Below are 15,372 nucleotides of genomic sequence, written 5' to 3'. Positions count from 1 at the left end.
GATGTGCGGCAAGGGTCAGGGTGGCGTGATCACTGCAGTGCGTCGTCGGGGAGCGTGGAAGGGGCGCAGTCTACGGGAAGGGCCCGGGCGGCTCAAATGGCCGCCCGGGCCGGCAATCCCCGCTCAGTAGGTGTAAGCCGCAAGGACGAAACTTGGCAGGCGCGAAGCGAACGTCTGGTAGGACGCTCCACTGAGGGAACGCTGACGATTGGCAGCTTGCCGGGTGAAGTTGACGCGCATCTGCGATGCATTCGGCGTACTGATGGCCGCCGCATAGCGCATGTTGGTACGGATGGTGGGGTTGCCGCTGGGCATCGCGTAGACATCGTGACAGAGGCCGATGTCTGACAGCAGGTAGGCAAGATTGTCGCCCGGGCCGTTGATCAGGTCACCGGTGAGGATGTTCTCGTTGGACATCTCGCTGGGGAGTGGTGGCCGGGCACCGGTCGTATCGACCAGGCCCGCCATGCGCAGTGGACGGCTGCTCATGTCCCACTGCAGCGAACCGTCGGCGTTGTAGACCTGCATGCCGGTGTTGTTGCTGGGAACCGCATGTCCCCATGCCCACCATTCAAAACTGGTGGTGCCCTGGGCCATGTTCCAGCTGAAACCTGCAGTGCCGGTGGAGATCCGCGTGGAGCCGCCATTGCAGCGGATGAACACCAGGTAGGGCACGCTCTGCGCCGGCAAGCCGACCGATCCACGCTGGCCCAACGGCGACGTGTTGCTGCCGATGGACTCCACCCCCTTGCCTGCCGCGAAGAAGGCAAGGGCGCGTGCGTTGACCAGAACGGGGACACCGCTGTCGTTGGTGACTTCAAGGCCGACGGTCATCAGAAACTCCCGTAGAAGACATAGGCATTGGGGCTGGTGGTCGTCATGAACGTGAAGTTGAGTGTGAGGTAGTCGCCCTCGGCGGCGCCTGGCTTGTTGAAGGACATGGATGCCATGTTGGGAGCAGAGAACTGGTTGCCATTCATGTCCTGCCAACTGTCCCAGAAGGTGCTGGGCAGGATCGCGAATGGCTGCCCCATGCCCGCCATGCCCACATAGATGCTGTCTCTGGTGCTGACGTGCATCTCACCCATTACCTTGCCGGCACGATCATTGGTGTCGAACCACATCTGCCCGTCCGGGCCGAATATCTGCATACCGGTTGCCATTACCAGATCCCCATACGGACGCGGACACGGCCGTTGCTGTCGTAAACGTGGATGACACTGTCATTGATGGTCAGGCGGCCACCATTCTCGGGGCCGTTCATCGTCAGCGTGCCGTTCTTGTCGAGCCTCCAGCGCGGCTGCCCGCCGGCGCCGACCGCATTGGACTGGATCACATCACCGATCATGGCGTTCTGGATCCAGCCGTTGCCGATCAGTGCCTGGCTGATGAAGGTCTGCCCGCCCTGCACCACGAAGGGCGCGCTGACCTGGCCACTGTTGGTGTTGAACAGCGCGAAGCGATCGGCCTGCATCAGGATCTGACTCTGGTAGCTGCCATCAGGCTGCTGCTCGACGCCCAGCCCCATGCCGGCCATGTAGATCTGCCCGGCGCTGGTGATCTGCGCCTTGACCGTATAGGTCGCGCTGACCTTGCCATCCAGGTTGACCACGGCCTGCGAGACCTGCTGGACCGCAGCGCTGACACCTTCGATCTTGCCTGGAACACCCTCGATGGAGGCTTCGACCGTGTCCACACGCCTTGCCAGTGCCGCGTCCTTCTCGGCCATCACGCTGTACACGGTGATGGCACCGGCGCTGACATCGTTCTCGCCGACGTTGTAGTCCTCCTCACCGGCGGTGTGGTCGCTGACCTGGGCGAACAGGCCATCGACCTTCTGCCCCTGCGCGGCCACCTTGCCATCGACGTCGGTGACGTCCATTTCCAGCTGGTCGACGCGGCCGACGATGGCGCCCGCCTCGGCGATGGCATCGCCGATGTTCTTCCAGTGGCTGCCCGGCGGCGTCTCGTTGCCTGCGGCAGTGCCCTGCCAGCTCCAGATCCGACCGTCGTGGATGACAGTCTGACCCGGGGTGTAGGTTGCCGCGGCATCCCAGACCAGCGGCAGCACTTCGGTGACGCGCTCGATCTTGCCCTTCAGCTGTTGGCCCAGCGCGCTTTCGTTGATGCGGCCGGCGAAATAGGCATCGTAGTCCGACGGGTTGCTGCTGGACTCGCCCAGAACGCCCGCCTCCACCGGATGCCACGGCCCCACGTTGCCGCTGCGATCGACCAAGCGCCCCCAGAACCAGAAGCGTGCGCCCGCCGCGAGACCGTTCATCTGGTGCCGCGACTGTGGATAGGCGAAGTCGCCGAGCTTGATGGCGGCCGCGCGATCCGGGCTGCTGCTGTACCAGAGTTCAGTGCGCTCGGTATCCGTGGCGCCTGCCGGGAACTGCCAGGCCAGCTCGATGCCGAACACCCGGCTGCGCGCGGTCAGCGAGGTCAATGCCGGTGGCGGCGTCGTCTTGCCTTCAATGGTGGTGAGCACACTGAGCGTCGGCTGCGATACCGCGCCCAGCGCATTGACCGCGCGTACCCGCGCCAGATACTCGCCCGCATAGACGCCACGCACTTCCAGGCTCTGCGCCCCGACGCGTCCGGCGCGGACCCAGTTGAGATCACCACGGCGCCATTCCACGTCATAGCCGATCGCCTTGTCTGCGGCATCCCACTCGATGGTGAGCACGGACGTGGCGATGCCCTGGTCCACCACCACATGCGAGGCCATCCGCACGTTGGCCGGTGCCGGCTGCACGCTGGGCGGAATGATGCTGATCGGCGGCTGCTCCAGGCGCGTGCCGTCGTCGATGGCGGCGTACTTGCCCGGCACGTGCTTGAGCGCGGTGATCTGATAGGTCAGGTCCTCGCCTTCGCTGATCGACAGCACGCGATAGTGCTGCAGGGCCAGCTCCGGCGATTCCAGTGCCCAGACCGACTGCGCCACCGGTACCGCCGACCACGGCGCGGTGACCGTTACCGTCTCGCCGTCCACCGACTGCACCGTGCGTGCTTCGGTCTGCCCACTGGGCAGGGTGGCGCGCAGGGTGTCACCGGCCGCGATCTGCTCCGGCATGCGGTCCAGCACCAGGCTGCGCGTACCCGCGCTGCGGATACGCCCTGCATTGCGGCGGCCGGCGCGGTTCGGGTCGGCCACCTGGATCACGTCGCCAGGCATGCAGCCCAACGCGTCCAGGCCCACCGAGAAGCTGATGGTTTCGGTTTCCAGCATCTCGGTATGCAGGATGTGGTTACCCACGCGCTGCGCCTGCGAACGCGAGTGGCAGCCCACCGCCGTCACTTCGGTCTGGTTGATGCCGTAGCGGGCCACGCCGGGCAGGTGCTGTACCACTTCGACCTTCTGCCGGCCGAAGTCGTCCGGATCGATCCACGACACCAGGGCCACCGTGTGCCGCGCCGTGCGGCTGCTGCCGGCATAGTGGAAGCGCCCTTCGATGACGTTGGCCTGGCTGTAGGTCAGCACCGGGTCCTTGGGCATGTCGGCCGAGGCCATCACTTGCCCCGCCGCATAGAAGCTGATGCCGCGGAACATGGTGGCGATGTCCTGCAACACGCGATAGGCCTCGGCGCGGGTCTGCAGATACAGGCTGCAGGTGAAGCGCGGCTCTTTGCCGCCCTGGCCATCGCTGACCAGTTCATCGCAGTAGCGCGCGATCTGGTACAGCCGCCACTTGTCCACCCAGTCCAGCGGAACACGATGGCCCAGGCCGAAGCGATCGTTGGTGACGATGTCGAAGAACACCCAGGCCGGATTGTTGGTCCAGCCACTCTTGAAGGTGCCGTCCCACACGCCGCTGTAGAGACGGCTGAGCGGATCGTAGTTGGAGGGGATGCGTACGATGCGCCCCCAAAGCTGGTAGGACCGGGTGGGGATGTTCTGGAACTGGCTGGCATCAACCTGTACCGCCGCCAGCGCGCAGTTCGGATAGCGCAGCTTGGCATCGATGATCTCGGTCATCGACAGCACGTTGATGGTATCGGCGATGGTGCTGCTGTTGGCGTTGGCGGTCAGCCGGCGGATACGCACCTGCCACTGGTTGCCGGCAGGCAGATCGATGCGTCGGCTGCGCTCGTACTGGCTGGTGGTCTTGCCACTGAAGGCATCGGTCAGCACCGTGCTGAACGGGCCGCCGTCGGTGGACAGATCCACCGCATACATGATCCGGTAGCCTTCGGTGTCACCGTTCTCGGTGTTGGTCTTCTGCAATGCCGGCACCGCGAAGCGGATACGGACGGCCGACAGGTCGGCACCGGATACGGTTCGAACCACCGGCGCATCGCTGCGCAGCTCTACGTTGACGCCGACTTCGTTCTCGATGGAGGGGAAGCCACTGATGTGCTCCTGGTCCTGGGTGCCGGAACGCGTCTGCACGTCCACGCCGGAGAAGTTCAGCGTGCCGTCCGGATTCTCGATCGGCACCTGGTCCAGGTAGATCGACTGCTTGCCTGCGACCAGGCCGCGGATCTCGCCTTCGCTGGCGAGGTCGATGATGCGGGCCACCGCCATCGAGTGCAGGCTGTCGGCGGTTTCGACCGGGGTTCGGGCGTTGCTCGCGCCCTTCTTGGCGCCCGCCAGTACAGGCGCAGCTGCACTGCGCGTGCGCGGTGCGGAATGAGTGATCTGGTTCAAAACTGGTCCTCCGCCAGGATGCCGCCGCTGATCACGGCCGAGCCGATGAACATGCCCTTGCTGTCATGGCCGCCATAGGCGACCGGAACGGGGTTGCCCTGCGCCTGCGTGTTGACAGTGCCGTTCATGCTGTAGCTGGGTGCGTTCTCGGGTGTGTCTTTGGCGCCCAGGCCTTTTGGCTGGGGGGAGAGCATCTGCACGACACCGCCAGCGACCATGCCAATGCCCGACGTCATGACTCCCGCGCCACTCCCTGGTACGTAGGCATTCATGACCGCTCCGATGACTATCAGCACAACGCCCATGATCGTCTGCAGAACACCTCCCCGCTTGCTACCCATCATCACCGGCGCGATGCGGATGTCATCCTGCCCTGGCGGGTCGTGCAGCTGATCCCGCGACAGGTTCTGCCTGCCAGCGAACACAGCAAATTCCATGCCCTTGGCTTTGGCACCCATCAGGTACTGCTGGAACCCCGGCAGCATCGTGCACAGCGCATGCACGGCCTCGGCCGGGCTGTTCACCGCCAGCCGGAACCTGCGCCCAAAGCGTGCACCCAGCTTGCCGTACAGGCGGATCGTACGAAGACGGTCAGTCATGGCGCACCTCGCGATGGCGGACGATGCAACGGGTGCGCTCGGCCCACATGCCGCCGTAGGGCACGGTCTCGGACAGGCGGCCATGCAGGTGATGCAGCATCTGCCCGTCGCCGAGGTAGATGCCCGCGTGATTGGTGACCGGCGAGCGGATCTGCATCAGGATCATGTCGCCCCGCTGCGGTTCGCCCTCGATCAGGTCGAAGCCCTCGGCGTGCAGCCGTTCAAGGCTGTACAGGTCCTGGCCATGGCTCCACCAGTCATCCTGGCGTTCGTACTCGGACAGCCGGATGTCCAGTTCGCGTGCGTGGAAATCGCGGACCAGGCTGTAGCAGTCCAGCACGCCGTGGGCGAACTGGCGACCGACCAGCGGTGCCATGTACCCCGAGGGATGCAGGGTCTGCAGATCAGCGCACTGCGGTGGCTCGCCGGTTACCTGGCCGACGCTGACAATGTGCCAGGTCAGCCCGCTGCGCTCGCACATGACCCGATCGGCATCGGACGGCGTCGCGGCGGCATCGGGGTGGCTGTGCACCAGGGCCAGCACCTCGCCCTTGTCCTCCGCCACGGCATAGTCCTCAGCCGGCAGGCGGAAATGCTCGCTGGGCGTGGCGGCCACGTTGCGGCAGGGAAGATAGCGTTCGTGGCCTTCAATGGCCACGATCAGCCCGCAGCATTCGCGCGGGTACTCGGCCACGGCGTGCGCCTGGATGGCCTGCAGGGTTGTCGGTTGCATGTTTCACCCATGAAAAAGGCCCGCGCGGGCGGGCCTGGAAAGTGGAAGCGGGAGTTTCGATCAGGAGCGCAACAGGCCCGCGGCGGGGAAGCCGCCATAGGGAAGCGGCTTGTCCTGGCCGAAGCGCAGCTTGCAGCTGCGCACCCGACCGCCGCACTGGTCGCGTGCCGGATCGTCGGTGGCGACGTCGTCGCTGTCCGCTACCGCCGGACCGTTGTAGCCGCAGTACGCGCCGCGATAGCCGCCACGCACCAGCCAGCCACACATGCCGGCGATGATCTGCCTGCCCGGCAGCTGCTGGCCATTGAGATCGATCGCGGTGGTCAGCTCGAACTCGACCATCTGCTTGTCTTCGCCGATCTTGCGCTCGATGAACCAGACTTCGTCGGGGAAGTGCTCGGCGGGATCCGCGCTGGGATTGCCTTCCTCGAAATTGGCGGCATCCAGGTACTTGGCCAACGTCTGCCGGCGGATGATGCGGGCACCGACCAGGTCGTCGAACAACAGGCACATGGCGGTGATGCGGCCATCGATGTTGCTCACGCGCAGGCGCGGATTCGGTGGCTGGTCGCTGGTGCGTTCGAAGCCGCTGGCCTCGATCGGCCAGGGGCCATATTCCTGGCCCTGCCACCAGATGAGGCCGCTCTGCAGGTGTGCGTGGAAGAACAGCTTGTCGGCGCCGAAACTGCTGGCGTCGAGCTCGTATACGGTGATGCGGCCACCCGGCTCAAGCTGCTGGGCATCGGCGGTGATCATGGGGTGTGCTCCTGTTTCGACCAATCGAACATGTGGGGCTGTGGAAGTGCCGTACGAACCTGCTCCCAGGTCTCAATGTCTGCAGGCCAGTCCTCGGCAAGCTCCTCGAGTGCGACACTGACTGCGTCGCGCCAGGCGATCATGGCGGCGGCATTCTGCGCATAGCGGGGGACAGTACTGTTGATGTAGCTGCAGCAGTTCTCGATGCTGTCGTGGCCGAGGCGAAGTGCGTATGGCGTCATCCAGTCCCATGCCAGGGAGCGCAACAGTTCATGACGGCGCTCCGATGTCATGCTGAGCAGAGACTCAGCAGCCACTGCGGTATTTCCGGCCGCCACCCACTCCTCGTAAAGGGCCCATGAGCGGTGCCCTCTCGGTATGAAGGTGGATGACTCCGTGCACCTGACAATGTCTGGATTTCCTGTCAGTTGATACATTTCAGATCTCCGCGTCCGATGTCCAGTGCCACCACATTCCCCAGGCGCCACTGTTGTTGTTGCCGTAGAGTGAGAACCCCGATTGGGATGCGTCCTCGACCACGCCATTGATGTCGGCGTTGTTGTTCTGGCAGATTTTCCCTGCCGCTCCGGACTCGGAGGAGTAGAGGGTGACCGCCGCCGAGCTGCGTTTGGGAACCCGGTACTGCTGGTAGAAGAAGTTCAGAGCGTTCGCGGCGGTAGACTGTGCTACACAGCTCCGCCCTTGGCGGGTAACCGTTCCCGGGGATACCGCCGCGGGGTAGCTCTTTTCGAAGTAGCGTTGGCAGAGCATCAGCTCAATCGAGTCTGGCCGCAGTTCATACTCTGTCGGCGTAGCCCCTCGCTCCAGCTGCATGCACGTCAGGGAGAATGAGCCCGATTGAGCGACGAGCTGGCCGCCATAGGCCGCAGGCGTGCAGAAATCCACAATGACATGAAGCTTGCTGTTCGGTCCGACTGCTTTTCCCTGGATGCTTGGCAGGTCAGCCGTGAAGTAGCGCAATGAAGATGCAGTGCCAAGTTCCTGGACACCTGCATAAACGGTCACATCCGGAGATCCACCCGATCCGAAAGATTGGATGAAGCGCACGCCGACTTTTCTTCCGGGTGAATCCGCCCATGCCTGCATGCTCAGGGTGACTTTTGACCCGGACAGCGTCTGCACCCCTTCGACCGGCTGCGTACAGAAGGCTTCCGTGGCAGCAGTCGCCCCGGATACATCGCAGCTCATGTAGCCTGGAACGCCAAACGCGGGGGCTCCAAACTCCTTTCGAGCCACCCTGACCTGACCCGCCCCGGTACATACGATCTGATACCTGTCGGGAACATAGACTGCGAGCGGCGCAACCACCGTCCTGCTGCTTCCTCTTTGCCAGAAGCGGAAGTCACCATTGATCAGAACATTGCGTCCGGTCAGCCTGCCTGCGATCCCCGCGAGCGTGGATTCCACATTACCCAGCCCGTCATAGACCTCTGCAAAATTCGCATTGATCTTGGTGAACGCCGGGCGCTGTGTTTCACCCCGCTTGCCGTTCGCCTGAACGGTATCGAGGTCGATTATCTTTCTGCTCATTTAGCTTTCCTTGCCGCATCGTCGAAGCCTGCGGTCATGTTGTACTTCGGCCGGCTCATTCCGAGGGAATGCCGGGCCACGGAGGGTTCATGAATCCCCTCAGGACTGTCGGTTGCATGTGCCATCCATGAAACGGGCCCGTGTTGCGGCCAGGTGGCAATCGGGAGTGCAGCACGCTCGTTTGTGGGGGGCGGTTGCAGGGGTCAGAGCTCCGCGTCTGCGTGCACCAGGACCTGGGAGGTGGTCGACCACACCACCACCGCACCCCACTGCTGCATGTTGTTGGACATCGTGGACAGCACGGCCGCGTCCACGGTGGACTGCCAGCCCGGATCGCCACCGTTGAAGTTGATGAGGCTGCCTTCGGAGCCGAAGCCGACCAGGTTGAGCGCGGCAGAGGGCGAGGTGACCCTGGGCGCCACGCGCTTGCGTACCTTGAACGGAATGCACGCGCGCGTGTCGCCGTTGGCGGTGTAGGTGATGCCCAGGATCCGGTTCACATCCACCGTCTCGTAGTAGCGTTGGCACAGCAAGAGCTCCAGTGCTTCGGGCCGGCGATCGAAGTCGGTGGCGGTATCGCCTTCTTCGATCTGCACTTCGGCCAGTTGCACGCTGCCGCTCTTCTGCCCGGCGGCGAACGCCCGCGCGCCGAAGTCGGTACCGGCATCCAGCCAGAAGCTCAGTTGCAGGTAGCTGTCCGGGCCCAGCGTCTTGCCGGCAAGGCCGGGAACATCCACGGTGACCTGGTGCCATCGCCACAGGGTATCGAGTACGACCGAGGCGCCGATGCTGTCGCGTGCGGTGGACCCGCCCGTTCCGTAGGACTGCTGCAGTTCCACACCGACGCGGAAATCGTCCACCGAGGACCGCGCCTTGAAGCTGATGGTGACGGTGCGCCCGGCCAGGCTCCGGACGTCCTCGATGCGCTGTTGGACCAGCGCCATGTTGCCGGCACCGGCCACGCTCTGCACATCCAGCCGGAGCAGGTGGCGTGATCCGGCCAGCAGGCGCCCTCCCTGGCCGCCGCCTGCAGGCACATCCTCGCGTGTGACGGCCACCTTGGTGCCGATGGCATTGGCCAACCAGCGGTCGGCGATGTAGCGCGGGCCTGTGGATGCAGGAAACACTGCGCCACGCTGCCAGAGCCGGAAGTCGCCGTTGATCAGGCAATTGCGGCCAGCCATTCGGCCATCCAACCCATCCACCGCAGTCTGGACGGCATCCAACCCGCCATATACTTCGGCGAAGTTCTCGTTGATCTTGGTGAATGCCGGGCGCTGTGTTTCACCCCGCTTACCGTTCGCCTGAACGGTATCGAGGTCGATTATCTTTCTGCTCATTTAGCCTTCCATTCCGAATCAGCAAAGCCCAGGGACAGGTCGTTGCCCCGCCTGAAAAAGACGGTGGAACGCCATATCTGATACTCAGTAAATCTCTGCATCCGCCGTCCAGTGGAACCAGCCACCCCAGCGCCCGGGGGAGTTGCCCCAGGCTACTTCGAAGACGTTCGTCGCGATCGTGGGAACCGATGCGGGCGTTCGGCTGCTGTCGTCCTGATTGACATATCCGGGCTCGACCACATTGTTGTTGGGCCTGACGACAATCACCGGCGTCACTCGCTTGCACGTCTTGAATGGCACCGACAGGTAGCTGGTTGCGCCGCTCGCAGCCGAGTTGCCCCAGCTGTAGCGACCGCTGTTGGTCGGAGTTCCGGGAACGACGTCATTGTCATAGGACTTTTCGTAGTAGCGCTGGCACAGCTGCAGCTCGTGGGCCAGCGGGCGCAGGTCGAATGCCGTTGCCAGGTTGCCGCGCTCCAGCTGCATCATCGCAATACCAAACTCTCCGTTCTGGCCGGAGATGACACCGCCATAGGCATCCGCGCACAGATCCACCACCAGCCACAGGAAATCGCTGTCGGCATTGCTTCCCAGCGTCTTCCCCTTCACCGATGGCAGTCGCGCACTGAGCTGGAAATAGGTCCAGGACGCGGCGGTGACCGCTACGGTTCCCAGCTCCACGCTGACCGCAGCGGATGGCGAACCACCGGTGCCAAAGTGCTGGATGAGACGAACACCGATGCGTTTTCCTGGCGGGCCATAGGCGAAGCCGGAAACCGTCACTTCGCCGTCGGACAGCGTCGCCGCGCTCTCGACCTTCTGTGCGACGTAGGCGCTGCTACCTGCACTGGTCTTGGAGACAACGCTGTTGAGGAAACGGCGCGATTCCGGCGCGGCGCCGCCGGCAGGCAGATTGGCCCCGCGATTTGCGGTATGCGTGCAGCCCAGCGCTGCCACCGTCCAACGATCGGCCACATAGATCTCGCCGCCCTGGGTGGTGCCGGTAGTGGCCCGCTGCCAGAAATCGAAGTTGCCGTTGATCAGGCGGTTCCTGCCTGGAACTGCGGTCTGAAGAGCACGCTCCAGTGAATCCACACGCTGTCCGATCGCGGTCACGCCATCCAGCGCGCCATACACTTCTGCGAAGTTCTCATTGATTTTTGTGAACGCTGGGCGCTGCGTTTCACCCCGCATCCCGTTCGGCTGAACGGAATCGAGGTCGATGATCTTTCTCGTCATTGCTGTCGTCCTGAAAGTCCTGGGGGCGCCCAATCACAGCTCGGCTTCGGCCCACCAATGCCACCACCCGCCCCAGCGACCTGGATTGTTGGTCCAGCTGACTTCGTAGCCGGAAGGCGAGGCGTAGTTGACCAGGCAGGGAACGCGGGAGATGTTGTCTTCTGCGATATGTCCATCCTGCTGGATGTTGTCGGCCGAGATGATCATCACGTAGGGATGGGCACGCTTGGGTGCATGGAATCGCACACTCTGGTAGTGCGCCACTCCCGGTGAGTTGATTGAGAAGGCTTCGCGGCCTTCGTTGTGCGCGGTATTGGGCACGATGTCGAGGTTGTAGCTCTTCTCGTAGTAGCGCTGGCACAACGCCAGTTCCACACCCGGCGGCCGCCAATCAAAGCGCGTCGCTGCGAGTCCGGCTTCGACCTGGAACTGTGTGAAGCCGAACGATCCGTTCTGCGCCACCAGCTCGCCCCCCTGGCCGGTACCGCACAGGTCGAACACCACGTAGAGATGGTCATTGCCATTGCTGCCGAGCACCTTTCCTCGGGTACTCGGCAACTTCACCGTGATGCTGTGGCGCTTGGCGGTCGCCTCCAGCGTGAGTACGCCGGCTTCCAGCGTCACCTGTGGCGAAGGTGAGCCACCTGTTCCGAAATCCTGGATGACACGCACGCCCACACTGCGACCGGGCGCATCAGAGTTCGCCCATACCGAGATCGTGATCTCTCCGCTTGCACTGCGGACACCCTCGATCTTCTGCCCCATCCAGGCGCCACTTCTGGCGATGGCCTCGGATACGGTGCAGACCAGAATCGACCGGGTATCTTCCGGAAAACCGGCCTGCCCGTCGTACGCCACGCGCTGCACGTCGTGGTTGCAGACCAGTGCCGAGTTCGTGAAACGGTCGGCGAAGAATGTCTCCGCTCCCAACGTTCCCGAGCCGCTGCCAACACGACCGGACGTGCGACGTTGCCAGAACTGAAGGCCACCATTGATGAACAGATTCCTTCCAGGAATGCGCTCGGTAATGGCGTTCCCCACGGTTTCCGGGATCTTCGCAACATCGGTCAAGGCGTTGTAGACCTCGGCGAAGTTCTCGTTGATCTTGGTGAATGCCGGGCGCTGTGTTTCACCCCGCTTTCCGTTCGGTTGAACGGAATCGAGGTCTATGGTCTTTCTTGCCATTAGTGGCTCCTTGAACGAGGTGAATCGGTGGCGGCCGATCGGAGTTCGAGCACTTTCATTCCGTCATCGGGCGGGTCTCACGGCTTCCCGACCGGTCCCGCAGATGCATGAATGCACTCAGAGTTCGGCATCGGCGGTGTAGTGGCCTGCCAGGAGAACAGAGCCGCTTACCAGGAACCCTGCCCCGCCCACGTCCGCCATGAACGCCTGGCTCGTTGCCATGACTACATTGGTCAGGGTTCCCGCGCGCCATGCTCCGCCAGCGGCGTCGTAGTACCTCCAGAAGCTCGGCGATCCGATGTCGCCACCTTCCCCGCCTGCGTGGAACTGCAGCTGTGGCGTGCTGCGCATCGTACCTTTGAACTCTGCAACAACGCGGCAGGTTCCACTGTTGAAGGCCACCGCGTTCCGGTGCACGGCGGAGCTGCTCCTGCTGTTGGGCACTTCTGTAACAGGGAAGGACTTCTGGTAGTAGCGCTGGCATAGCGCAAGCTCGTGCGCCGGTGATCTCCACTCGAGGCGGGTCGCCCGTGCGCCGGCTTCCCACTGCATTTCGCCGAAGTACAACTGGCCTGCCTGCGCGCCGAGCCCCCCGGTGCGCGCATTGAAGTCGCTGCCTGCCGAGAGCCATACCGCACAGATGACCGAATCATCGCCACCGCCAAGCGTCTTACCGTAGATGGAAGGAAGACTGACGGTCTTGCTGATCCGGTTCAGGCCCTGTGCGAGCGTAAACACTTCCGGCTGTATCCCCGTGACAGTGGGGCTTCCGCCTGTTCCGAAGCGCTGCAGGAATTCGACTGCGATCTTTCTCCCTGCAGTGCCTGCGTTGTAGACCAGGAAGGATAGCGTGCTCTCTGATGCGGCAAAGGTCCGCACGCTTTCCACACGCTGCTCGAACAGGAAATGATGTCCGGCAGCGTTGTGGTTCCCGTTGCAATTGGCGGCCAACGTGAACAGGCTTTTCGGGAAGTTCGCATCGCCCGGGGCAACGGGTGATTTGAATATGCCAGCTCCATCCATCCCTCCCTGCTGTGCAAAGAATCTGTCTGCACAGTAGGCAGCGGCAGCGGTGAAGTTGTCCCCACGCTGCCAGAAGTCGAAATTCCCGTTGATCAAGCGGTTCTTTCCCGAGACAGAGTCTGCGATGGCACCAGGGATTCCCTCCAGCGCCAACGCAACATCCTGAAAGTTCTGGTTGATCTTGGTGAAAGCGGGTCGCTGGGTCTCTCCACGCTTCCCGTTGGGCTGGATGGTATCCAGGTCGATCCGTTGAAGATCCATGCTCATGCCTACGCCTGGAAGGTCTGCTCGAACGTGGCGGTGATGGTCGAGACCTGGCCACCGAGATGGCTGTCGGTGTAGGAATCACACATGTAGAGCCCCTGCCCCAGTGGTCCCTTCCACAGGAAGCTGCGGCCGGCATGACCATCCAGGAAGGCCACGATCTCGTTGATCGTCCTGCGGTTGCCGACGAACTGCAGCTGGTAGCTGCGTGAGGTTGCATTCAGACCATCGGCAGCGGCCTGCGCATAACCATCACCGAACTTCGCGCGCTTCACGGCGGCGGTGGTGGTTCCCGTACTCTGGCTGGTTGCCGGCCAGGTGAAGGTGTCGGTCATTACATGGCACTCCTGCTGAGCACACCACCTGCCTTCAGGTCACGACTCTGTAGTTCGCGGTACTTGCGTTCCACGAACTGGCCGATCTCGTTGCCGAACTGCTGCAGCATGCCTTCGTTGGTGGTGACTTCCTTGCCACCGTTGTTGTCGATGCGGATGCTTACACCCACTCCGCCACCACCGCCGCCGTGCGCGGCCACGCCGAGACGACCGTCCGGCCCGCGGCGCAGCGGCATGATCGCTTCTGGTCCCGCTTCGCCAAATACGCCGGCGCCCTTGGCGAAGGCGAACAGCTGCGGGGTGTTGTAGACACCGCCGGAGTAGGCCGACAGGCTCGGCGACTGGTAGACGCCACCGTTGGCGTTGGCCTCCACCCCCGTGCCATATCCGAACAGGCCCGCGATCTTCTTGACGCCCCAGACGATTGCCTGTTGGATGGCAATCATCTTGAGATCGGCGATGATCGACTTGGCCAGATCCTTGTAGTTGGACTTGCCCGTCTTCACGAAACTCTGCAGTGCCGCCTCGGCGCCGGTGAACGCCTTGGAAAAGGCATCCTGGGTAGACTTGGCGGAGTTCTCGGTCTTTTCCATGTACTCGCCGAGCGCGCTGCCGAAGCCCTTGCGGAACCCCGAAAGTCCTGTGGTGCCCTTGGTGTCCTTGGCGTCCTTGGTTTCGCCCGCCTTGGTATCACCAGCCTTGGCGTCCTTGGCAGTCGCCACGCCTGCAATCACCGCCGCCGCGTCCGTCGCTGCATCCTTGGGCGTCAGGTCGACCCCCATCAAGCCGGCGATCTTCCTCGCCCCCCAGACCAGCGCTTGCTGTGCAGCGATCATCTTCAGGTCGGCCAGGATGGACTGGGCCAGCTCCTTGTACTTGGACTTGCCGGTCGTCACGAAGCTCCGCAGGGCTTCGTCGGCGCCAGTGAACGCTTTGTCGAACGCCTTCTTGGCCGCCGTGGCGGTGTTTTCGGTCTTCCCGATATAGTCGCCGAGCGCGCCGCCCAGGCCCTTGCGGATGCCCGCCAGGCCCATGTCGTCCTGTTGGGCCTTCTCTTCCTTCTTTGCAGCCTTGCCAGCGTCCGCGGCGGCTGTGGTCGCACCCGCCTTCGCCGCCGCCTGCAGCTGCGTGTTCAAGGCAGTCAGTTGCGTGGACAGTGCGGTGACCAACGAAGCGCTGGTGGTCAGCACGGCATTGAATGCCTGCTGCACCGTATTGATCTTTTCCAGCTGCCGCTGGAACTCCTGTGTGCTGCCGGTCATCTCGGTCATGCTGCGCCTTGCTGCCTGCATGGCCGTTTCCAATGCGTTGCTGGCCTCCACGGTGGCCCGTGTGCTGCCAGGCGATGTAGTGCTCATTGAGTGTTCCTCGGGAGAGTCGGCTCCGCATCTGCGGAGCCGGGATCGGTCATCGGCGTAATCGCGATGGCCGGCTCATTCCTGTTGCATCTGCTCCAGGGCAGCGCGTTCGATGACGCGGATCGCCGCCATCACCTCGTCGTACTGTTCGCTGTCGAGCGCTTCGCGCTGCAGCTCGTGGTAGACCACGTTGTAATCCAGCCCGATCGGGCCACCTGCGCCGACGCGCCACTGGGTGGCAACCCGCGAGAAAAGTTCGATGGGAAGCACGCACTCCGGCCACAGCTCGACCTGCGGCGGTGGAAAGTGCTTTGCCTTCAATCCAAGCTGCATCAGCT

General features: G+C 63.3%; 15 protein-coding genes. All 15 read right to left on the bottom strand.

The genetic code is table 11. The annotated features are described in order from the left end of the window. Positions 1-123 precede the first annotated feature (123 nt). A complete protein-coding gene (locus tag AB1281_RS21385; protein WP_430346929.1) occupies positions 124-834 on the bottom strand; it encodes a hypothetical protein in 711 nt (236 codons plus the stop codon). After that, positions 834-1,163 carry a hypothetical protein gene (locus AB1281_RS21380; protein ID WP_430346928.1) on the bottom strand — a complete coding sequence of 110 codons (330 nt, stop codon included), beginning with the start codon at positions 1,161-1,163 and terminating at the stop codon, positions 834-836. Before AB1281_RS21380 ends, AB1281_RS21385 begins: the two co-directional genes overlap by 1 nt. Continuing rightward, a complete protein-coding gene (locus AB1281_RS21375) occupies positions 1,163-4,651 on the bottom strand; it encodes a host specificity protein J (protein WP_430346927.1) in 3,489 nt (1,162 codons plus the stop codon). The genes AB1281_RS21380 and AB1281_RS21375 overlap by 1 nt, the downstream gene beginning before the upstream one ends. Next, positions 4,648-5,250 (bottom strand): tail assembly protein, encoded by a 603-nt coding sequence (locus tag AB1281_RS21370; RefSeq protein ID WP_430346926.1) that lies wholly within the window; start codon positions 5,248-5,250, stop codon positions 4,648-4,650. The genes AB1281_RS21375 and AB1281_RS21370 overlap by 4 nt, the downstream gene beginning before the upstream one ends. After that, entirely contained in the window at positions 5,243-5,983 is a 741-nt protein-coding gene (locus AB1281_RS21365) for a C40 family peptidase (RefSeq protein WP_430346925.1), read from the bottom strand. The genes AB1281_RS21370 and AB1281_RS21365 overlap by 8 nt, the downstream gene beginning before the upstream one ends. Before the next feature lie 60 nt (positions 5,984-6,043). Further along, complete coding sequence (locus AB1281_RS21360; protein ID WP_430346924.1) at positions 6,044-6,739, bottom strand: phage minor tail protein L; 696 nt, start codon at positions 6,737-6,739, stop codon at positions 6,044-6,046. Then, positions 6,736-7,056, bottom strand: a complete 321-nt coding sequence (locus tag AB1281_RS21355; protein ID WP_430346923.1) for a hypothetical protein — start codon at positions 7,054-7,056, stop codon at positions 6,736-6,738. Before AB1281_RS21355 ends, AB1281_RS21360 begins: the two co-directional genes overlap by 4 nt. Before the next feature lie 121 nt (positions 7,057-7,177). After that, positions 7,178-8,290, bottom strand: a complete 1,113-nt coding sequence (locus AB1281_RS21350) for a hypothetical protein (RefSeq protein WP_430346922.1) — start codon at positions 8,288-8,290, stop codon at positions 7,178-7,180. 203 nt (positions 8,291-8,493) lie between these two features. Next, positions 8,494-9,630 carry a hypothetical protein gene (locus AB1281_RS21345; protein WP_430346921.1) on the bottom strand — a complete coding sequence of 379 codons (1,137 nt, stop codon included), beginning with the start codon at positions 9,628-9,630 and terminating at the stop codon, positions 8,494-8,496. Between the two features lie 84 nt (positions 9,631-9,714). Next, the gene (locus AB1281_RS21340) at positions 9,715-10,869 is read right to left on the bottom strand and encodes a hypothetical protein (RefSeq protein ID WP_430346920.1); all 1,155 of its coding nucleotides are present in this window, start codon (positions 10,867-10,869) and stop codon (positions 9,715-9,717) included. A gap of 33 nt (positions 10,870-10,902) precedes the next feature. Continuing rightward, positions 10,903-12,054, bottom strand: a complete 1,152-nt coding sequence (locus AB1281_RS21335) for a hypothetical protein (RefSeq protein ID WP_430346919.1) — start codon at positions 12,052-12,054, stop codon at positions 10,903-10,905. Between the two features lie 117 nt (positions 12,055-12,171). Further along, on the bottom strand, positions 12,172-13,344 hold the full coding sequence (locus AB1281_RS21330) for a hypothetical protein (protein WP_430346918.1): 1,173 nt from the start codon (positions 13,342-13,344) through the stop codon (positions 12,172-12,174). Between the two features lie 2 nt (positions 13,345-13,346). Further along, a complete protein-coding gene (locus tag AB1281_RS21325; protein WP_087921208.1) occupies positions 13,347-13,676 on the bottom strand; it encodes a phage tail protein in 330 nt (109 codons plus the stop codon). Beyond that, positions 13,676-14,947: a phage tail tape measure protein gene (locus AB1281_RS21320; RefSeq protein ID WP_232289673.1), complete on the bottom strand. Its 1,272-nt coding sequence runs from the start codon at positions 14,945-14,947 to the stop codon at positions 13,676-13,678. The genes AB1281_RS21325 and AB1281_RS21320 overlap by 1 nt, the downstream gene beginning before the upstream one ends. Before the next feature lie 162 nt (positions 14,948-15,109). Next, entirely contained in the window at positions 15,110-15,367 is a 258-nt protein-coding gene (locus AB1281_RS21315; RefSeq protein WP_014035628.1) for a DUF1799 domain-containing protein, read from the bottom strand. Between the last annotated feature and the right edge of the window lie 5 nt (positions 15,368-15,372).

Origin of the sequence: Stenotrophomonas sp. NRRL B-14846 (assembly GCF_050473585.1) — a bacterium.
Taxonomy (GTDB): domain Bacteria; phylum Pseudomonadota; class Gammaproteobacteria; order Xanthomonadales; family Xanthomonadaceae; genus Stenotrophomonas.
This window is presented reverse-complemented; position numbering and strand designations above follow the sequence as displayed.

What these genes read in the sequence shown, in the direction of transcription:
- AB1281_RS21385 (WP_430346929.1), bottom strand. Translation starts at nt 834, where the DNA reads ATGACCGTCGGCCTTGAAGTCACCAACGACAGCGGTGTCCCCGTTCTG.
- AB1281_RS21315 (WP_014035628.1), bottom strand. Translation starts at nt 15,367, where the DNA reads ATGCAGCTTGGATTGAAGGCAAAGCACTTTCCACCGCCGCAGGTCGAG.
- AB1281_RS21340 (WP_430346920.1), bottom strand. Translation starts at nt 10,869, where the DNA reads ATGACGAGAAAGATCATCGACCTCGATTCCGTTCAGCCGAACGGGATG.
- AB1281_RS21350 (WP_430346922.1), bottom strand. Translation starts at nt 8,290, where the DNA reads ATGAGCAGAAAGATAATCGACCTCGATACCGTTCAGGCGAACGGCAAG.
- AB1281_RS21320 (WP_232289673.1), bottom strand. Translation starts at nt 14,947, where the DNA reads ATGACCGAGATGACCGGCAGCACACAGGAGTTCCAGCGGCAGCTGGAA.
- AB1281_RS21325 (WP_087921208.1), bottom strand. Translation starts at nt 13,676, where the DNA reads ATGACCGACACCTTCACCTGGCCGGCAACCAGCCAGAGTACGGGAACC.
- AB1281_RS21365 (WP_430346925.1), bottom strand. Translation starts at nt 5,983, where the DNA reads ATGCAACCGACAACCCTGCAGGCCATCCAGGCGCACGCCGTGGCCGAG.
- AB1281_RS21345 (WP_430346921.1), bottom strand. Translation starts at nt 9,630, where the DNA reads ATGAGCAGAAAGATAATCGACCTCGATACCGTTCAGGCGAACGGTAAG.
- AB1281_RS21360 (WP_430346924.1), bottom strand. Translation starts at nt 6,739, where the DNA reads ATGATCACCGCCGATGCCCAGCAGCTTGAGCCGGGTGGCCGCATCACC.
- AB1281_RS21380 (WP_430346928.1), bottom strand. Translation starts at nt 1,163, where the DNA reads ATGGCAACCGGTATGCAGATATTCGGCCCGGACGGGCAGATGTGGTTC.
- AB1281_RS21335 (WP_430346919.1), bottom strand. Translation starts at nt 12,054, where the DNA reads ATGGCAAGAAAGACCATAGACCTCGATTCCGTTCAACCGAACGGAAAG.
- AB1281_RS21330 (WP_430346918.1), bottom strand. Translation starts at nt 13,344, where the DNA reads ATGAGCATGGATCTTCAACGGATCGACCTGGATACCATCCAGCCCAAC.
- AB1281_RS21370 (WP_430346926.1), bottom strand. Translation starts at nt 5,250, where the DNA reads ATGACTGACCGTCTTCGTACGATCCGCCTGTACGGCAAGCTGGGTGCA.